Genomic DNA, 17,626 nt, shown 5'->3' on the forward strand with positions numbered 1-17,626 from the left:
AACGCCCGGAACCGGCGGCCCAGCGGCACCTGCCAGTCCCGGTAGTCGACCCGGCGCAGGGATCAAGCCTGACCGCCCGGAGCCGGGCACGGCGGGCCACACCCCCACACCCCCACCAGGGCGAGACAAGGGAAGAGAGAAGAACTCAGACCCCGAGATACCGCAGCACCGCGAGCACCCGTCGGCTGTAACCCCCCGCCCGCGACAGCTCCAGCTTGTCGAAGATCGTGTTGATGTGCTTCTCCACCGCGCTCTGCGACACGTGCAGCCGCCCGGCGATCGTGGCGTTGGTGTGGCCCTGCGCCATGTGGTGCAGCACGTCCCGTTCGCGCGGTGTCAGCCGCGCCAGCGGGTCGGTGCGGTCGGCGCCGGCCAGGACCTGCCGCACCACCTCGGGGTCCAACGCCGTCGCGCCCTCGGCCACCCGGTCCAGGGCGTCGAGGAAGTCGTCCACCTGGGCGACCCGGTCCTTGAGCACGTAGCCGACCCCCTCGGGGCGGTCGGCGAGCAGCCGGGTGGCGTACCGCTTCTCGACGTACTGGGAGAGGACCAGGACTCCGGTGCCGGGCCACCGCCGCCGGATCTCCAGGGCGGCCCGCAGCCCGTCGTCGGTGTGGGTGGGCGGCATCCGTACGTCGGTGACGACGACGTCGGGCCGGTGCCGGGCGACGGCGGCAACCACGTCGTCGGCGGTGGCGACGGCGGCGGCGACCTCGTGGCCCTCCTCGGTCAGCAGCCGGGCCAGGCCCTCGCGCAGCAGCGTGGAGTCCTCGGCGAGCACTATCCGCACGGCAGCTCCACCGACACCGTGGTGGGCCCGCCGGCCGGGCTGTCGACCCGCAGCCGCCCGTCCTGCGCCGCGACCCGTCGCGCCAGGCCGGACAGCCCGCGCCCGGCGGGGTCGGCCCCGCCGACGCCGTCGTCGTGCACCGTCATCCGGACGAACTCCTCCCCGGCCCCGATCTCGACGGTGATCAGGGTAGCGGCGGCGTGCTTGGCCGCGTTGGTCAGCGCCTCGCACGCGACGAAGTACAGCACGGTCTCGACCTGCCGCTGCGGGCGTACCGGCAGGTCGCAGCGGACGCGGACGGGAACGTCGGAGCGCTGGGCGACCATCTCCAGCACCTGCCCGAGGTCGGCGTCGTCGAGCGCGGACGGGTACACCCGCCAGGCCACCTCGCGCAGCTCCGCGACGGCCTGCTGCGCGTCGGCGTGGGCCTGGGCGAGCAGCGCGGTGGTGCGCTCGGCGTCCCGGCTGCGGCGGGCCCGGCCGAGCAGCATGCCGAGGGCGACCAGGCGCTGCTGGAGACCGTCGTGCAGGTCCCGCTCGATGCGCTGCCGTTCGGCGTCCACGGCGGCGATGACGCCGGCGCGGCTGGCGGCCAACTCCCGGACCCGGTCTTCCAGCAGGGTACGGGCGTTCGGGCCGAGCAGGCGCCGGGCGAGCCGGACGTCCAGCGCGGCCACGCTCACCACGGCCTGCACGTTGACCAGGAGCAGCGCCGCGCCGACGACGGCCTGTAGCAGCGCGTCGGTCACGCCGAGGTCGCCGCGGAACACGGCCCGCACCACGATCGTCGCCAGCACCACGCCGACGGCAAGCACCCCGTACGCGAGCAGGCCGAGCGCCCCGGGCAGCAGGCGGGCGGCCAGGTAACCGACCTCCCGCCGGCCCGCCGCCCCGGGCGGGACCTCGACGCCGTGGAACCGGGCCAGCCGGTCCCGCTCGTACCGCGCCAGCGTCGCGGCGTACCGGCGGATCGCGGTGCGGACGCGGCGGCGGGCCGGCGGCACGGCCGCGGCGCCGGCCACGGCGACGGCCGCGCCGAGGAGGAACAGCGCCTCGACCACGGCCGTGAGGATCCCGAGGGCGACCCCGACGGGGATCCGGGTCGGGCGTGGCGTCACCGGCCGGGGCGCCTCCACCGGCTCAGCGCACCCCGTCGCGGTCCCACGGGTCGGACTGCCCGTCGGAGTAGGCGCTGCGGTAGATGGTGCCCCGCCCGGCCGGGTCGGGCGCGTGGTGCAGCGGGGCGGGTCCGGTGGTCGGCTCCGCCTCGACGGCCGCTGCCGCGCCGCGCCGGGCGCGGATCACCCGGGAGACCACGAACCAGCCGACGGCCGCCACGCTCGCGACGATGACCACGTTCTGCAACACACCGACGTACCCCTCGACCAGGTGCCAGTTGTCGCCGAGCAGGTAGCCGGCCATCACGAAGGTGGTGTTCCAGATCAGGCTGCCGAGGGTCGTGTAGACCGCGAACGTCCACACGGGCATCCGCTCCACGCCGGCCGGAATGGAGATCAGGCTGCGGAAGATCGGGATCATCCGGCCGAAGAAGACGGCCTTGACCCCGTGTCGCAGGAACCACTCCTCGGTGCGGTCGACGTCGCTGAGCTTGACCAGCGGCAGCCGCTCCGCGATCGCCCGGATCCGCTCCCGACCGAGCGCGGCGCCGATGTAGTACAGCGCGAGGGCGCCGAGCAGCGAACCGAGGGTGGTCCAGAAGATCGCGCTGACCACACTCATCCGCCCCTGACCGGCGACGAAGCCGGCGAGCGGCAGGATCACCTCGCTGGGGATCGGCGGGAAGAGGTTCTCCAGGGCGACGGCCAGGCCCGCGCCGGGACCACCGAGCCGTTCCACCAGGCCGGTGACGTAGCCGACCAGGCCGTCCTCCGGTGGTGCGGCCTCCCCCGTGGCGGTTCCGGTGGCGAGCAGGGCGTGCGCGGTACGAATCATGGCCCCCACGCTACGAACTCATCCTGAGAGCCGGCCATGGGGCCGGCCGCCCGGTTCCGCCGGGCGACCGCACCGGGCGGGGTGCGGAAAACCGCAGGGGGCCGCGCCCGACGGACCCGGTGGTGGCCGCCGTCCTAGCGGGCCGCCCGCGCCGCGACCGCGCGGGCGGTCCGGCGGTGCGCGGCGGCCTCGTCGGGGCGGCCCAGCGCGGCGGCGAGGTCGCCGAGGTGGTGGGCCACCGGGCCGAGGGTGAGGATGCCGCTGCCGGCCCCGGCCAGCTCGTCGGCGGCGGGCGCCAGTTCGGCGTACGCCCACCGCATCGTCGCGCCGTCACCGAGGGCCAGGGCGGCTCGGGCGGCGAGGCAGAGCCGGGCCTCGCGGAGCAGGTCGTGCGGTGACTCCGGGAGGGCGCGCAGCGCGGCGGCGGCCTCGCCCCGGTGGCCGGTGGAGAGCAGCACCAGGGGCCGGGCCCAGGGCTCGTACGGCCCGAAGTCCCCCTCCGCCCGGTCGTGCCGCCCCGGCCCGCTGGCACCCCGCTCCCCCGGTGCGGGTGACAGGCGCAGGCACAGCAGCGCGAGGGCGAGCAGGCCGTGTTCCATGCCGGGCATCCCGCTGCCGGTGAGCGTGGCCTGCGCGGTCCGGTACGCGGCCTCCGCCCCTTCCGGGTCACCGCCGACCGCCAGCCGCAGGGCGGCGTACCACCGGGTGAAGACGCCCACCAGCGGCAGGTCGTACCGCTCGGCGAGGCGGTCCGCGGCGTCGGCGTGCGCGTCCGCGACCGTGAGGTCGGCGAGGGCGCAGTGCGCCTGCAGGAGGACGAGGTGGCCGAGGACCTCGAAGCTCACCAGCTCGTGCCGGGCGGCCAGGTCGACCAGTTCGGCGCCGATGCGGGCGCGCTCGGCGGCGAGACCGGCCCGGCCGAAGGAGTGCAGGAAGCGGGCGTTGAGCGCGTGCGCGAGCAGCGCCGGGTGCGACAGCCGCCGGGCGATGGCCTCCGCCTCGCGCGCCGCCCGGTGACCCCGGTCGGTGGTCGTGCCGCGCAACTCCAGGGCGAGGGTGCTCAGCAGCCGGCTGCGCCGTTCCGGCTCGTCGTCGCCGAGCGCGGCCAGCGTGCGCTCGGCGGCCCGGACGACCTGGCGGGAGAGCTGCTCGTCGTCGTTGCGGGTCCAGATCGCCGGGACGTCGAACGCGGTCAGCACGCTCGTGGCCAGGCTCGGATCGTCGAGCCCGACGGCCGTGGTGATCGCCGCCGACCGGAGCCGCCGCGCCTCGTCGAGGTGGCCGGTGACGGCGAGTGCCCGGCCCAGTCCCATCGCCGCATCCAGCCGCCCGCGTACGTCGTCGCCGCCCGCACGGTCGTGGGCGGCTACCGCCTGCCGCCACAGGCGGGCCGCCTCGTGCGGGTGGAAGTGGCGTTCGGCCTGCGCTGCCGCCGCCCGGGCGTAGCGCGCGGCGCGGGGCGCGGTGGCGCGGGTCGCCGCGCGGGCGAAGTGGTGGGCGAGGGCGGCGACGTCGTGCGGGTACAGCCGCTCGATGGCGTCCCCGGCGGCGGCGTGCCAGCGGGCCCGACGCGGCCCGGACAGGTCGCCGTAGAGCGTGTCCCGCACCAGGATGTGGGTGAACCGCAGCCGCCCGTCGGCCTCGTGCTCGCCGAGGAAGCCGGCCGCCAGGGCGCGGTCCAGGGCGTCCAGCACCGGCGCGGGGTCGCCGGCCAGCGCGGCCAGCACGTCCGGGTCGACGTCGCGGCCGAGCACCGCCGCCTGCCGCAGCACGGTCTGCGCCGCGTCCGGCAACCGGGCGAGGCGGTGCCGGATCACGTCCCGCACCCCCGCCGGGACCTGGTGCAGCGCCGACTCGCCCTCGGCCGCGAGCAGCCGCGCCAGTTCCCGGACGAAGAACGGGTTCCCGCCGCTGCGACGGTGGATCAGGCGTACCACCGCGTCGTCCAGCGCGGGCCCGGCGACGGCGCGGGCCAGGTCGCCGGTCGCCGGCTCGGGCAGGCCGCCGAGGTAGACCCGGACCGGTTCGGTGGGGGCCACCCGGGCCAGCGCGGCGGTCAGCTCCGGGGTGATCTCGGCGGCGCGGTACGTCCCCACGACCAGCAGCGGGCCGGCGACCGGCTCCGGCGCGCCGACCAGGGCGGTCAGCAGGTCCAGGGTGTCGGCGTCGGCGCGGTGCAGGTCGTCGACGACCAGCAGCACCGGCGCCCGGCCGGCCGCCGCCGACACCACGGCGGCGGTGGCGCGGTGGACCCGGAACCGGGCCGCCGCCGGGTCCTCGCCGGGACCGACGGCGTACGGCCCCGCGCCGGTGCCGTCCGACCCCGCGCCGACGGCGTACGGCCCCGCGCCGGTGCCGTCCGACCCCGCGCCGACGGCGTACGGCCCCGGGTCGGGGCCGGGCGACGGTGTCTCCCGCCGGCCGGTGGCGTGCGGCGCCGGGCCGGTGGTGAGCGCGTCGGTGATCTGGGTCCACGGCCAGGCGGCGGGAGCGCCCTCGTACTCGGGGCTGTGGCCCCACGCCGTCGTCCAGCCGTCGGCGGTCAACTCCCCGGCGAGCGCGTCGGCCAGGGCCGTCTTGCCCGCGCCCGCCTCGCCCGAGACGAGGGCCAGCACGGGGGCGCCGTGCCGGGCGACGTGCCGGGCGGCCTGCCGCAGGAGGGTCAACTCCTCGTCACGGCCGACGAACGGGCGGCGGTCGTCGCGGTCCCGGGCACCGGTCGGCGAGGTCCCGCGCGGCGCCGCCGGGCGGTCGCGTCCCTGCTCGGTGCCGCCGCCGGGAGCGGGTGGCACGGCGTCGGCCCGCGCCGGCGGGGACACCTCGGGCGGGATGAGTTCCGGCGCCTGGGCGAGGATGTCGGCCTCCAGTCGCCGCAGCCGGGGGCCCGGGTCGACGCCGAGTTCCGCCACCAGGGTGGCGCGGGCCTGCCGCAGCGCGGCCAGTGCCTCGCCCTGGCGACCCGACCGGTACAGGGCTGTGGCCAGCAACTGCCAGGCGTCCTCCCGCAGCGGGTGACCGGTGGCGTGGGCCCGCAGTCCGGTGGCCGCCTCGGCGGCCCGGCCCAGGGCCAGCAGCGCCTCGGCCCGCCGCTCGACGGCCAGCATTCGCAGCTCGTCGAGCCGGTCGATCTCGGCCCGGGCCCAGGGCTGCCCGGCGAACTCGGCGTACGCGGGGCCGCGCCACAGGGCGAGCGCGCCGTCCAGGCAGGCCAGCGCCGGCCCGGGCCCGTCCGCTGCCAGCAACTCGCCCGCCTCGGCGACCGCCGCCTCGAACCGCCAGGAGTCCACCGCTTCGGGCGCGGCACGCAGCGCGTACCCGGGCGGATCGGTCACCAACAGCCGGGCCGGCTGCCGGGGTGGCCGGCCCGGTTCCAGGGCCCGGCGCAGGTCGGCGACGAACGTCCGGATCGCCCCCACCGCGCCGTCCGAGGGCTCCTCCCACAGGTCACCGACGAGCCGGTCGACCGGCACGACCCGGCCCCGGGCGACGAGCAGGCGAGCCAGCACCGCCCGCTGGCGGGGGCCCTTCAGCGCGACGGGACCGAGGTCGTTCACCGCCTCCACCGGCCCCAGCACGCCGAAGGCCACCGGGGGTGCCGCCGACTGCCTGGTCATGACACCAATCTAGGCACGCCCGAGCGCCGGCTCTCCCACGGCCGGGTCCGCGCGCCACTCACCCGTTGCTGACCGGTCGCTGACCGGCCCCGGGCAGGCTCGACGCCGGACGACGTGGTCCCCGACGACCACCGCGTCCGCCACCTCACCGGCACCGCAGAGAGGACCACCCGTGAACCCGACCATCAGGGGATTCGACTACCGGCGCGTCACCGTCGCCGACGGCGTCACGCTCAATGCGGCCGTCGCCGGCTCCGGCAGCCCGGTCGTGCTGCTGCACGGCTTCCCACAGACCCACCTCATGTGGCGGCACGTCGCCGCCGACCTCGCCGCCGACCACACCGTGATCTGCCCGGACCTGCGCGGCTACGGCGACAGCGACAAGCCCGCCGACCCCGACGGCACCGCGTACGCGAAGCGGACCATGGCCGCCGATGTCGTCGCGCTGGCCCGCGCGCTGGGGCACGACCGCTTCGCCCTGGCCGGGCACGACCGGGGCGCGCTGGTCGCCGTCCGCGCCGGCCTCGACCATCCGCGGGCGGTCACCCACCTCGCCGCGCTCGACGTGCTGCCGACCCTCGACATGTGGGACGTCCTGCACGGCACGACCGCCGCCGTCGGCTTCCACCTCTACCTGATGGCCCAGCCGCCCGGCCTGCCCGAGCAGCTCATCGGCGCCAGCCCGGACGCCTTCTTCGGCCACTTCCTCGACGCCTGGACCCGGGACCCGGACGCCCTGCCCGCCGACGTGCGGGCCGCGTACCTGCGGGCGTCCCGGGAGGCCGTCACCTCGATCGTCGCCGACTACCGCGCCTCGGCCGGCGTCGACGTCGAGCACGACCGGGCCGACCGCGCGGCCGGCAACAGGCTGCGCATGCCGGTGACGGTGCTGCAGCAGGACTGGGGCGCGGCCCTCGGCTACGACGCGGCCGGGCTGTGGCGGGCGTGGGCACCGGACCTGGAGCACCGCACCGTCTCCTGCGGCCACTTCATGGCCGAGGAGTCGCCCGCCGAGGTCGTCAAGGCCCTGCGCGCCCTCCTGGCCAGGTGACCGGCCGGTAGCCGTACCGGGCTGGGGTGGCCCAGCGCACCCCGCGCGCCGACGGCCGGCCCGGGTCCGCGGCCCGGGTCCGGGTCCGGGTCCGCGGTCCGGGTCCGGGTCCGGGTCGCGGTCCGGGTCGCGGTCCGGGTCGGCTGAGCGGGGCGTCGGATCGGCTGGGCGGGGCTCAGTCGTCGTCCTCGTCGTCGCCCGGCGACCCGGTGTCCACGCGGTCGAGCAGGGCATCGAGGCGGGCCGCCGTGTCGGGCGAGATCCGCTCCTCCTCAACCGCCTCGGCGAGCCGCTCCCGCAGGTCCTCGACCCGCTTCGGCCGGTCCTTCAGCTTGCCGCGGCTCAGGTCGGCGAGCTTGTCCCGCAACTGCTCGACCGTCTTCCGCTCGATCTTGCCCTGGGCCTGCGCCTGCACCAGCACGGCGGCGAACTCGGCGGCGAGCTGGCGCAGGCCGATCGGGTCTGGCTGGGCAGTCGCGGGCGGGGCGGAGGGGGTGGCCTCCGGCGTCGGCGACGCGGTGCTCGGCTCCTCGGCCGGCGTGGCCGTGGACGGGGCGGCGGTCGGCGGCGGATTCCCGTCGTCGTCGAGGGCGAGCACCCCGACGAGCCCGACGAGCAGCGCGACGCCGGCGGCGACCAGCACCGCGATCGGCCGGTTCCCCGAGGTCCGCGAGCCGGTGGCGGGACGCGGGCCGCCGGCGGCCACGGGTCGGCCGACCCCCGCCGGCACGCCGGCCCGGCCGGCGGTCACCGGGAATCCCGGGCGGCCGGTGGAGGCCGCCGCCGAGGTGGGTAGCGAGCGGTCGACCAGCGTGGGCGGGTGCGCCGGTGGGACCGCGCCCGCCGCCGGGGCGGGCAGGGTCGGCAGGAGCGCGGTGTGCGGGTTGGCGGGCGCCGCGCCGGCGAGACGGGCGGCCAGCCGGGCCGCAGTCGGCCGGCGGGCCGGGTCGGCGGCGAGGCAGGCCAGGGTCAGGTCGGCGACGTCGGCGGGCAGGCCGGGGATCCGCAGGGGCGGCACGGGCGTGTGCCCGGCGTGCACCTCCAGCGCGTCCTCCCAGGTCCGCACGGGCAGCGGGGCCTGGCCGGTGAGGGTGCGGTAGAGCAGCGCGCCGAGGGCGTAGACGTCGCTGGCCGGGTTCGGCGGCCCGGGCCGCATCCGCTCCGGCGCGAAGTAGGCGGGCGTGCCCATCAGCAGCTCGCCGGTCTGCCCGGCCAGCGGGTGGTCCGGGCCGGCGAGCGCGGCGATGCCGAAGTCGAGCACCTTGGCGCCGGTCTCGGTGAGCATGACGTTGCCCGGCTTGATGTCGCGGTGCACCACGCCGATGCGGTGGGCGGCGGCGAGCGCGGCGGCGACCTGACCGGCCAGCCGGACGGCGTCCGGCCAGGCGAGCGGCCCGTCGGCGAGCCGGTCGGCGAGGTTGCGCCCCTCCACCAACTCCATCACCAGGTACGGCACGACCGCGCCGCCGGCCAGGCTCGCCTCGCCGTAGTCGTACACCTGGGTCACGTGGGGATGGGTGAGCCGCGCGGCGGCGCGGGCCTCGCGCTGGATGGTGGCCCGCAGCTGCGGGTCGGTGCCGAACTCCCCGGCGAGGGCCTTGACCGCTACGGGGCGGTGCAGCACCTCGTCGTCGGCGCGCCACACCTCGGACATCCCGCCGAGGCCGATGCGCTCGCGCAGGACGTAACGGTCGTGCAACCGAAGGGCGGGCGAGAACGGCGACATAGCCGTTCAGTCTGCCTGGCCCGCCGGGGCGGCCACCACCCGCCATGCCCGGTTGCGCGCCGGCCGTCCCGATGCTGCCGCGACGACCGGCCGCGCGGGTGGCGCACACCACCCGCGCGGGTCCGGCGGCGGGTCAGGAGCAGCGCTGCGGCGCGGGCAGCGACGGCGGCTGGATCCGGTCGGCGAGCCGGCGCAGGGCCCCGGCGGCGGCCAGCCGGGTGGGGGCGAGCCGCGCGGTGCGGGGGCGCTCCGCGCGGACCGGCGCGCCCGGCCGGGCCGAATTGACGTGTCGGGTCACCGCGTCGATGGCGACGACGAAGCCGGTGGGCTGTTCCATGGTCAGCTCCTCGGGACGGGTCCGGTGGAGGTCCGGACGACGAGTGCGGTGGGCAGCAGGACGTGGCCGGCCGCCGGGTCGGCGGGCGGGTCGAGCAGCAGTCGGGCGGCGATGCGCCCCTTCTCCTCGGCGGGTTGCCGCACGGTGGTGAGGCCCGCCGCGGCGGCCTCGGCGATGTCGTCGAAGCCGGTGACCGAGACCGGTGGCGAGCCGGCCTCGGCGAGCGCGTCGAGGACGCCGAGGGCGAGCACGTCCGAGCCGGCCAGCACCGCCGTGGGCGGCTGCGGCGCGGCGAGCGCGGCGGCGACGGCCGCGGCGCCCGCCGACCGGCTGTTGCCGGTGGCGGCGAGCAGGGTCAGCTCGGACCAGGCGACGCCGACCTCGGCGAAGGCGTCGGCGAACCCGGCGAGCCGCGCCCGGGTGGTGGGGTGCGCGACCTCGGCCACGTCGGCGAGCCGCACCTCGCCCGGGGCCGCGCCGGGCCGGACGGCGTCGCCGAGCAGGGCGACGCGGCGGTGCCCGAGCCCGGCCACGTGCGCGGCGACCGCGCGGGCGGCGGCGCGCTCGTCGATGCCGACGTAGCGGTCGTCGGGGCCCGCGTCGTCGCGGGGCGCGGTGGTGACGACGGGCAGGCCGCGGTCGCGGAGCACGTCGACGATCCAGCCCTCGTCGCCGACGCAGTAGACGCAGAAGCCGTCGACGGCGGCGTTCTCCACGGCCCGCCGCGCGGCCGTCTCGTCGGCGGGCAGGGGCACGAGCAGCAGGCTGGTGCCGTGCCGCTCGGCCGCCTCGGCGACGCCGGCCAGGAAGCGGACCGCGAAGGGGTCGGTGAAGGCGTACGACAGCTGGGACTCGAAGAGCACCCCGACGGCGCCGACCCAGCCGCGCCGCAGGGACCGGGCCGTGGGGTTGGGACCGGGGTAGCCGAGCTGCCGGGCGGTGTCGAGGATCCGCTGGCGCAGCGCGGCGGAGAGCTGGTCGGGGCGGCTGTAGGCGTTGGAGACGGTGCTGCGGGACACGCCGACGGCGTCCGCGACGGCCTGCAGGGTCGGCTTCACCGCGCACTCCTCTGTATCGATTCAGTCTGGATCGATACAGAGGCTAGTGCCGACGGGCGGCGGCGTCAATGCGACCCAGCGATCGGCGGCGTCGACACGCCGCGACGGGCGGAGACGAGAACGCCCCGCCCGGTCAGGCCGGGCGGGGCGGCGTCGAGACAGCGGCGGTCAGGGCTTGCGGGCGACCGCACCGTACATGCTGACCTCCGCCGCGGTGGGCCGGGGCAGCGGGGCGCCCTCGGCGCGCCACTCGGCGACCGAGGTGACGCCGGGCTCCACCACCTCGAGCCCGTCGAAGAACCGGGTGAACTCCGCCAGGCTCCGCAGACTGATCACGCCGTGCGGGCCGCCGCCCCGGCCGGCGGCCCGCGCCTCCCGCGCGATCTCCGGGGGCAGGTGGTCGTAGGTGGCGTGGGAAGCCGCGAGGTAGCTGCCGGGCGGCAGCGCCTCGAGCAGCCGGGCGACCACGGCGTACGGGTCGTCGCCGTCGGGCACGAAGTGCAGGATTGCCACCAGCATCAGCGCCACCGGCCGGGACAGGTCGATGGTGCGCAGCAGGTCGGGGTGCCGGAGGATCTTCTCCGGGTCGCGCAGGTCGGCGTCGATGTAGGCGGTGGCACCCTCCGCCGAACTGTTGAGCAGCGCCCGGGCGTGCGCGAGCACGATCGGATCGTTGTCGACGTAGACCACCCGCGACTCGGGGGCGGCCGCCTGGGCGACCTCGTGGGTGTTGTCGGCGGTCGGGATGCCGGTGCCGATGTCGAGGAACTGCCGGATTCCCGCCTCCCGGGCCAGGTGGCGTACGGCCCGCTGGAGGAAGCGACGGTTCTCCAGGGCGGCGGTGCGGATGGTCGGGAAGGCCGCCGCCACCGCGTCGCCGGAGTCCCGGTCGGCCTGGAAGTTGTCCTTGCCGCCCAGCCAGTAGTTGTACCGACGCGCGGGGTGGGCCACCGACGTGTCGATGCGGTCGCTCGGGTGGGTGGGGCCGGTCGTCGCGCCCGGGGCGTCGGCGGTCAAGGCTGCCTCCACGACTCTGCGCCAACCGTCACCGGTGGCGTCCGTCCACTGTCGCCGGTCGGCGATCATGGTAGCCGCACCGCCCCCCGGGGCAGGGCCCCGCGGCCGTCAACCCGGGTAGAGGTCGTCCAGGACCCGGCCGAGGATCTCCGGCGTACGCTCCGGCGGCTCGGCCTCGACGCAGAGTCGCTCCATCGCCACCGCGTAGTAGTCGAGGTCGTCGCGCTTGTCGAGGTAGAGCGCGCTGGTGAGCTGTTCGATGTAGACGATGTCCGGCAGGTCCTGGTCGCCGAAGCGCAGGATCGTGAAGGCGCCGCCCGCCGCGGCGTGCCCGCCGGCCGCGAACGGGATGACCTGGAGCCGGATGTGCGGCGACTTGGTCGCCTCGACGAGTGCCGCCACCTGGCCGCGCATCACCTCCCGGCCGCCGATGGGCCGGCGCAGCGCGGCCTCGTCCACCACCGCCCAGAGCAGCGGCGGGTTCTCACGGCGTAGCAACTGCTGGCGCTGCATGCGCAGGGCGACCCGGCGCTCGATCTCGGCCGGCGCGGCCGTCCCGTGGCCGAGCAGCACCACCGCCCGGGCGTACTCCCTGGTCTGGAGCAGGCCGGGGACGAACTGGACCTCGTAGGAGCGGATGAGTGCCGCGGCGGCTTCCAGACCGAGGTACGACTGGAACCAGCTCGGCAGCACGTCGCCGTAGCGGTGCCACCAGCCCGGGCTGTTGGCGTCCCGGGCGAGCTTGAGCAGCGCCTCGCGTTCCTCGGGCGCGGTGACGCCGTAGAGAGTGAGCAGGTCGGCGACGTCACGCTCCTTGAAGCCGACCCGGCCCAGTTCCATCCGGCTGATCTTCGACTCGGAGGCCCGGATCTCCCAGCCGGCGCCCTCCCGCGTCACCCCGCTGGACTCGCGGAGACGACGCAACTGGGCGCCGAGCAGCATGCGCAGCACGGTGGGCCCGGTGGCCGGGCCGCCCTCGACGGGAACCATCGTCACTGCCGACCTCCGCATGCCGGATCATGCCCGGCCGGGAGCCCCAGCCCCGGCCGACGTGTAAGCATGCCATGAACCGTGAGTGAGAAGAACTCCCAGGGCCAGGGGCCGTCAGCACCGCAGGCGGGACGAGCGCTCAGCCGATGAGATGGTCGAAGTCTCCGTCGCGGGCCCCGAGCACGAAGGCGGCGATCTCGTCCGTCGTGTAGATCAGCGCGGGCCCCTCCGGGTGTCGCGAGTTGCGCAGGGCGATGCCGGCGCCGCCAGGCAGTTGGGCCAGCTCGACGCAGTTGCCGCTCGGGTTGCTCCGGCGGCTCTTCTGCCAGTTGAGCGGGGGCAACTGACTGGTGGGAACGCCGTTCGGTGGCTGCTGCATGGGGCGTCTTTCTCTTTGCGGGCCGCCGCTGCCGGGCGGGCGGGGCTGCGGAGAGTCGCACGGCATCGACGAGAGGGGTTGGCTGCACGTGCATCTGCTCTTGCATCTGCACCGGCCAGCGAGCATGATAACGCACGTGCGCGGTGCCGATCCGCTCACTCTGCGTCATCAACCGCTGGGCTGCCACCAGCGACGACAGGGCCCCGGGACGGGGCGCGGCACGCCGCGCGCCGGGGCCACGGGGCATCGTGGCGATGGGAGGTCTCGTGCCGGATCCGCTCACCGTCGCGTCCGGCATCTGCGCCGCGGGGGCCCTCCTCACCACCTGGCAGCTACGCAGCCGCGCGCTGCGGGCCGAGGCCGAGATCAGGCACCTCCAGGCCGAGCTGACCGCCGAGCGGCACGCCGCCAGCCACGACCCCCTCACCGGCCTGCCCAACCGCCGCGGGTTCTACCGGATCGCCGCCACGCTGCTCACCGACGCGGCCGGGCAGCCGCTGATCGCCGTGGTGCTCGATCTCGACGACTTCAAGCAGATCAACGACCGCTACGGGCACGCGGCCGGCGACCAGGTGCTGATCAGCGTGGCCCAGCGGCTCGCCGCGTTCGCCGGGGACAACCTGGTCGCCCGGCTCGGCGGCGACGAGTTCGCCGGGCTGCTCACCAGCCCGACGGTGGACCGGCGATGGATCGAGCACGCCAGCCGCCGGCTCTGCGAGAGCGTCGCCGCCCCGATCCCCCTCGGCGGGCTCAGCGTCCGGGTGACCGCGTCCGTCGGGCTGGCGCCGGTCACCGGGCCGGCGCAGCTCACCGAGGCGCTCGACCGGGCCGACGCCGCCATGTACCGGGCCAAGAGCCTCGGGTCGGCGGACTCGCCCCGGCAACTCGTCGACACCGCCCACCTGGCGGAGTGCTGACCCGGCGGAGCCACCCCGGCCAACCGCGGCGACCGGCCCGTCGGGCGTCGGTCAGCGCTGCCGGGCCAGGTCGGCCAGCGCCGCGTCGGCCAGGGTGACCAGACCGTGGGGTGACACCAGCCCTCGCACGATGTCGAGCGCCTGCCGCCGGTCGGCCTCGGCGGAGGCGGCGTCGAGCACCTGGCGGGACCAGTCGCCGATGTCGTCGAGGGCGCGCACGCTCAGGAACCAGGCCAGCCGGGTGGCGTCGACGTCGACCCGGCCGTAGCCGGCGAAGGCGGCGGCCTGCTGCGCGGCGGTGACGGGAGCGAAGGCCAGCACACCGCCGATGAGGAACATCAGGTCGCACTCGCGCGGGGCGAGCACGGCGTCGTCCCAGTCGATCAGCCAGACCCGGCCCTCGGGCCCGAGCAGCAGGTTGCCCAGGTGCGGGTCGCCGTGGCAGACCACCGCCGGCCCGGGCCGGTCGCGCAGTTCGTCGCCGAGCCGCTCCACTCCCCGGGCCAGCGCCGCCACCGTCCCCCGTGCCCCCGACCAGATGCGGGCCAGCTCGTCCACCAGCGGATCGCCCTGGTCGCCCGGCCGGAGACCGCGCAGCCGGGCGTCGACCCCGCGCGCCGCCGCCACGATCGCCGCGTGCGCGGCGCCGCCCGGAGGCAGCAGCGCGGCCAGGTCGTCGGTCACCGCCACGTCGTGCACCGCCGCCAGCAGTTCGCCGTACGCGCGCCAGTGCTCAGCCGTCATCGCGCCACCGAGCGCCCGCGCGTCGGAGACCCACGGCACCAGGGACAGCCGGCGCCCGTCCCGGTCGCTCCACAGCCGGCCGTCCCGGGTACGCAGCGGGACGGCGATGCCCGGCACGCCCCGCGCCCCCAGGTACGCCGACACCACCAGGCCGGCCGGACTGCCGCCGCCGCTCAGCTTGACGGCGTACCGCGTACCGTCGGCGGACCGGGCCTGCCACAGCCGCGCGTGCCGGTCCGCACCGTGCCCCACCGCCTCGGCCCCGGTGAGGTCCACCCCGAAGTCCTCGCGGACCCAAGCGCGCAGCGCCTCCGGCGCGTCGTCGGTCATCCCGACACCCTGCCAGTCGCCGCACCGCCCGGCCCACCCATTTACGGCGTCGGCAGAACGTGGTTTCGACGTGTCTCGAGCCGCCTGCCGGGTATGCCGACAGGGTCAGCGCAGCGCCGGCGGAGAGGAACGTTCGTGGCCACCATCCGGGCCCTGGTCCTGAACTGCACCCTGAAGCGGTCACCCGCCCCGTCCAGCGCGGAGGTGCTCGGGCGCGAGGTGCTCGATGCCCTCGCCGAGCAGGGCGTCGAGGGCGAACTGGTCCGGGTCGTCGACCACGACGTACGGTTCGGGGTCTCCACCGACGAGGGCGACGGAGACGGGTGGCCGGCCATCCGGGCCAAGCTGCTGGCCGCGCAGATCCTCGTCGTCGCCACACCGATCTGGCTCGGCCAGCCGTCGGCCGTGTGCAAGATGGTCCTCGAGCGCCTCGACGCCGAACTGTCCGAGACCGACGCCGAGGGTCGGCTGCTCACCTACGGCAAGGTGGCCGGCGTCGCCGTCGTCGGGAACGAGGACGGCGCGCACCACACCATCGGCCAGGTGCAGCAGGCCCTCAACGAGGTCGGATTCACCTGCCCGGCGGCCGGCGCCAGCTACTGGGTGGGCGAGGCACTGCACAAGGTCGACTACATCGACGCCCGGCCGAAGCCGGACACCACGGACCGCACCACGAAGGCCCTGGCGCTCAACAGCGCACACCTCGCCCGGCTGCTGGCCGAGCAGCCGTACCCGCCGCCGGACGCGAAGGGCGCCGGGGTCGGGCCCAGCCGGGAGCCAGCCTGACCGTCAGTGCCCAGCGGTCGCCGGCGCAGGCTGAAGCCGAGCGGTCAGCGCCAGCCGTAGCCGGCGCGCAGGGCCTGCCCGACCCGGTCGAAGCGGGCCCGGTCCAGCACCGCGCCCTCCCGGCGGATGCTGTCCTCCCGCATGGTCAGCACGCGGTCCAGGCGCACCCAGCTCGGCCGGTTGTCCCGGTCCCACTCGCCCGGGCCGAGCGCGAGCCAGTGCCGCTGGCCGTCGCGCTCGCTCTGGCTGGAGAGCATCAGCCCGAACAGGGTCCGGCTGTGCCGGCCCACCACCAGCACGGGGCGGTCCTTGCCCTGCCGCGGGTCGTCCTCGTACGGCACCCAGGTCCAGACGATCTCGCCCGGGTCGGCGTGCCCGTCGAGCTCCGGCGCGTACGCCAGCACGCGGCGCTGCAGCGCGGCGACCTGGCGGCGCCGGGCGACCTGCGCCGGAGCCGGGCCGGGCCGCCGGGGCGACGGGATGACACCGCCGATGCGCGCCGCGACACTCCTCAGAAGACCTGCCACGAGCGGCAGCCTATCTCCCGCCGCGCGGCCCGGCCGGACCGGGACAATCCGGTGGACCCGGGGCCGGTGGTCGATCAGGATCGGCGGCATGACGGTCCCCGCCCACCAGATCCGCGCCGACTTCACCGCCGACACCGTGACCGTGTACCAGGCGTACCCGCCGGAGATCGCCCGCGCGGCGCTGGCCGCCGGTCGCTTCGTGCCACCGTTCAAGCGGGAGCGGATGACCTGGATCAAGCCGTCGTTCCGCTGGATGATGTACCGCTGCGGCTGGGCCACGAAGCCCGGTCAGGAGCGGGTGCTGGCCGTTGAGATCACCCGGTCGGGCTTCGAGTGGGCCCTGGCCCACTCGTGTCTGAGCAGCTTCGACCGCGACCGCTACCCCGACCGGGAGACCTGGTCGCGGCGGCTGCGCGCCAGCCCGGTGCGGGTGCAGTGGGACCCCGAGCGGTCGCTGCGGCTGGCGCCGCTGCCGCACCGGTCGCTCCAGGTCGGGCTGGCCGGCGAGGCGGTGCGCCGGTACGTCGACGAGTGGTTGGTCGCCCTCACCGACGTGACCCCGACGGCCCACGCGGTACGCGCGGCGCTCGACGCCGGCGACGGCCCGGCCGCCGAGGCACTGCTGCCGCCGGAGCGCCCGTACCCGCTGCCGCCGGACGTGGCCGCCGTCGTCGGCGCGACGATCCCGTGAGGGGATTCCGCGCCTGGGCGAGGCGTGGCGCCGCCGGTGCCGTGCGACCGACCGCCGCGCGGCACGTGCCGATCCTCCAGCCGGTGCTGGAGGTGAATCCCCTCGACGGCTTCACGCTCTGGCCGGTGGCCGAGGTCGGCCCGTGGCTGGTGCTCTCCGGTGCGCTGACCGCCGCCGAGGTGGGCACCGTCGTGGCGCGGATCGCGGCGTACAACCACGTCGACGACCGCACCGTGTGGCCCGAGGACGACGATCCGCTGACCGCCGTGCTGCCGGTGACGACGGCCGGGCCGGAGCCGGGTTCCCTCGTGGTGCCCGGCGGCCTGCGCCTCACCGACCCGGGCACGGGGGCGCGGGTCGACCCGGGCTGCTGCAGCGGCCTCGAGGACTGGCGCGCCTGGTACGAGATTCCGTCGGGGGCGTCGCCGGACCAGGGCCACGACCCCGACCCCTGGGTGGAGCACCGCGCGGACGGCACGGTCCGGGTCTGGGCGGACGAGGAGCGTGGTTCGCATGTGGACGTCCGGGTCGACGAGCTGGTGCGGCTCGTCGACGGCGTCCGGGCGGACCTCGCCGGGTTCCTGCGGGAGCTGCGGGCGTGGGCCGACGAGGTCGTACCCGCCGGCGCCGACGCGTTGGTGGAGAGCCTGGACCGGCACCTCCAGGTCTCGGCACCGGCGGCCGGGGCGGCGCCCTGAGCGGCCGGCGGTGGGTGG

General features: G+C 76.4%; 17 protein-coding genes. 5 read left to right on the plus strand and 12 right to left on the minus strand.

The annotated features are described in order from the left end of the window. Positions 1-145: 145 nt before the first annotated feature. From ABT006_RS29965 to ABT006_RS29980, 4 genes are all read right to left on the minus strand, one after another. Positions 146-790: a response regulator gene (locus ABT006_RS29965; RefSeq protein WP_350711819.1), complete on the minus strand. Its 645-nt coding sequence runs from the start codon at positions 788-790 to the stop codon at positions 146-148. After that, the gene (locus tag ABT006_RS29970) at positions 781-1,926 is read right to left on the minus strand and encodes a sensor histidine kinase (protein ID WP_350711821.1); all 1,146 of its coding nucleotides are present in this window, start codon (positions 1,924-1,926) and stop codon (positions 781-783) included. The genes ABT006_RS29965 and ABT006_RS29970 overlap by 10 nt, the downstream gene beginning before the upstream one ends. 4 nt (positions 1,927-1,930) lie before the next feature. Beyond that, a complete protein-coding gene (locus ABT006_RS29975; RefSeq protein ID WP_350711822.1) occupies positions 1,931-2,743 on the minus strand; it encodes a DedA family protein in 813 nt (270 codons plus the stop codon). 134 nt (positions 2,744-2,877) lie between these two features. Beyond that, the gene (locus ABT006_RS29980) at positions 2,878-6,357 is read right to left on the minus strand and encodes an ATP-binding protein (protein WP_350711824.1); all 3,480 of its coding nucleotides are present in this window, start codon (positions 6,355-6,357) and stop codon (positions 2,878-2,880) included. A 172-nt stretch (positions 6,358-6,529) separates the two neighbouring features. Between ABT006_RS29980 and ABT006_RS29985 the strand changes: the two genes are divergently transcribed. Continuing rightward, complete coding sequence (locus ABT006_RS29985; protein WP_350711826.1) at positions 6,530-7,408, plus strand: alpha/beta fold hydrolase; 879 nt, start codon at positions 6,530-6,532, stop codon at positions 7,406-7,408. A gap of 175 nt (positions 7,409-7,583) precedes the next feature. Here the strand turns inward: ABT006_RS29985 and ABT006_RS29990 are convergent, their stop codons facing one another. The 6 genes from ABT006_RS29990 to ABT006_RS30015 form a co-directional block, all read right to left on the minus strand. Then, positions 7,584-9,134: a serine/threonine-protein kinase gene (locus tag ABT006_RS29990; RefSeq protein WP_350711828.1), complete on the minus strand. Its 1,551-nt coding sequence runs from the start codon at positions 9,132-9,134 to the stop codon at positions 7,584-7,586. A gap of 133 nt (positions 9,135-9,267) precedes the next feature. Continuing rightward, complete coding sequence (locus tag ABT006_RS29995) at positions 9,268-9,471, minus strand: hypothetical protein (protein WP_350711829.1); 204 nt, start codon at positions 9,469-9,471, stop codon at positions 9,268-9,270. Positions 9,472-9,473: 2 nt separating this feature from the next. Further along, positions 9,474-10,529, minus strand: a complete 1,056-nt coding sequence (locus ABT006_RS30000) for a LacI family DNA-binding transcriptional regulator (RefSeq protein ID WP_350711831.1) — start codon at positions 10,527-10,529, stop codon at positions 9,474-9,476. A 168-nt stretch (positions 10,530-10,697) separates the two neighbouring features. Beyond that, positions 10,698-11,546 carry an SAM-dependent methyltransferase gene (locus ABT006_RS30005; protein ID WP_350711832.1) on the minus strand — a complete coding sequence of 283 codons (849 nt, stop codon included), beginning with the start codon at positions 11,544-11,546 and terminating at the stop codon, positions 10,698-10,700. A gap of 108 nt (positions 11,547-11,654) precedes the next feature. Further along, positions 11,655-12,536, minus strand: a complete 882-nt coding sequence (locus ABT006_RS30010; protein ID WP_502891041.1) for a Sco1979 family transcriptional regulator — start codon at positions 12,534-12,536, stop codon at positions 11,655-11,657. 139 nt (positions 12,537-12,675) lie between these two features. After that, positions 12,676-12,915 (minus strand): DUF397 domain-containing protein, encoded by a 240-nt coding sequence (locus ABT006_RS30015; protein ID WP_350711836.1) that lies wholly within the window; start codon positions 12,913-12,915, stop codon positions 12,676-12,678. A gap of 266 nt (positions 12,916-13,181) precedes the next feature. Here ABT006_RS30015 and ABT006_RS30020 point away from each other — a divergent pair, with 266 nt between their 5' ends. Continuing rightward, positions 13,182-13,832: a GGDEF domain-containing protein gene (locus ABT006_RS30020; protein WP_350711838.1), complete on the plus strand. Its 651-nt coding sequence runs from the start codon at positions 13,182-13,184 to the stop codon at positions 13,830-13,832. A 51-nt stretch (positions 13,833-13,883) separates the two neighbouring features. Here the strand turns inward: ABT006_RS30020 and ABT006_RS30025 are convergent, their stop codons facing one another. Next, a complete protein-coding gene (locus ABT006_RS30025; RefSeq protein ID WP_350711839.1) occupies positions 13,884-14,906 on the minus strand; it encodes a phosphotransferase enzyme family protein in 1,023 nt (340 codons plus the stop codon). Positions 14,907-15,041: 135 nt separating this feature from the next. Here ABT006_RS30025 and ABT006_RS30030 point away from each other — a divergent pair, with 135 nt between their 5' ends. Beyond that, the gene (locus tag ABT006_RS30030; RefSeq protein WP_350711840.1) at positions 15,042-15,692 is read left to right on the plus strand and encodes a flavodoxin family protein; all 651 of its coding nucleotides are present in this window, start codon (positions 15,042-15,044) and stop codon (positions 15,690-15,692) included. 44 nt (positions 15,693-15,736) lie between these two features. On the opposite strand, the gene ABT006_RS30035 is transcribed toward ABT006_RS30030, so the two are convergent. Continuing rightward, positions 15,737-16,219: a type II toxin-antitoxin system PemK/MazF family toxin gene (locus tag ABT006_RS30035; RefSeq protein ID WP_350684091.1), complete on the minus strand. Its 483-nt coding sequence runs from the start codon at positions 16,217-16,219 to the stop codon at positions 15,737-15,739. A gap of 88 nt (positions 16,220-16,307) precedes the next feature. Between ABT006_RS30035 and ABT006_RS30040 the strand changes: the two genes are divergently transcribed. Together ABT006_RS30040 and ABT006_RS30045 are read left to right on the plus strand one after the other, a co-directional pair. Continuing rightward, entirely contained in the window at positions 16,308-16,910 is a 603-nt protein-coding gene (locus ABT006_RS30040; RefSeq protein ID WP_350711841.1) for a DUF4291 domain-containing protein, read from the plus strand. 41 nt (positions 16,911-16,951) lie between these two features. Then, positions 16,952-17,608 (plus strand): hypothetical protein, encoded by a 657-nt coding sequence (locus ABT006_RS30045; RefSeq protein WP_350711842.1) that lies wholly within the window; start codon positions 16,952-16,954, stop codon positions 17,606-17,608. The last annotated feature ends 18 nt before the right edge of the window (positions 17,609-17,626 follow it).

This window comes from Micromonospora sp. NPDC002717 (genome assembly GCF_040295705.1).
Lineage (GTDB): Bacteria > Actinomycetota > Actinomycetes > Mycobacteriales > Micromonosporaceae > Micromonospora.

What these genes read in the sequence shown, in the direction of transcription:
- ABT006_RS30015 (WP_350711836.1), bottom strand. Translation starts at nt 12,915, where the DNA reads ATGCAGCAGCCACCGAACGGCGTTCCCACCAGTCAGTTGCCCCCGCTC.
- ABT006_RS30010 (WP_502891041.1), bottom strand. Translation starts at nt 12,536, where the DNA reads ATGGTTCCCGTCGAGGGCGGCCCGGCCACCGGGCCCACCGTGCTGCGC.
- ABT006_RS29990 (WP_350711828.1), bottom strand. Translation starts at nt 9,134, where the DNA reads ATGTCGCCGTTCTCGCCCGCCCTTCGGTTGCACGACCGTTACGTCCTG.
- ABT006_RS29980 (WP_350711824.1), bottom strand. Translation starts at nt 6,357, where the DNA reads ATGACCAGGCAGTCGGCGGCACCCCCGGTGGCCTTCGGCGTGCTGGGG.
- ABT006_RS29975 (WP_350711822.1), bottom strand. Translation starts at nt 2,743, where the DNA reads ATGATTCGTACCGCGCACGCCCTGCTCGCCACCGGAACCGCCACGGGG.
- ABT006_RS30040 (WP_350711841.1), top strand. Translation starts at nt 16,308, where the DNA reads ATGACGGTCCCCGCCCACCAGATCCGCGCCGACTTCACCGCCGACACC.
- ABT006_RS30025 (WP_350711839.1), bottom strand. Translation starts at nt 14,906, where the DNA reads ATGACCGACGACGCGCCGGAGGCGCTGCGCGCTTGGGTCCGCGAGGAC.
- ABT006_RS29995 (WP_350711829.1), bottom strand. Translation starts at nt 9,471, where the DNA reads ATGGAACAGCCCACCGGCTTCGTCGTCGCCATCGACGCGGTGACCCGA.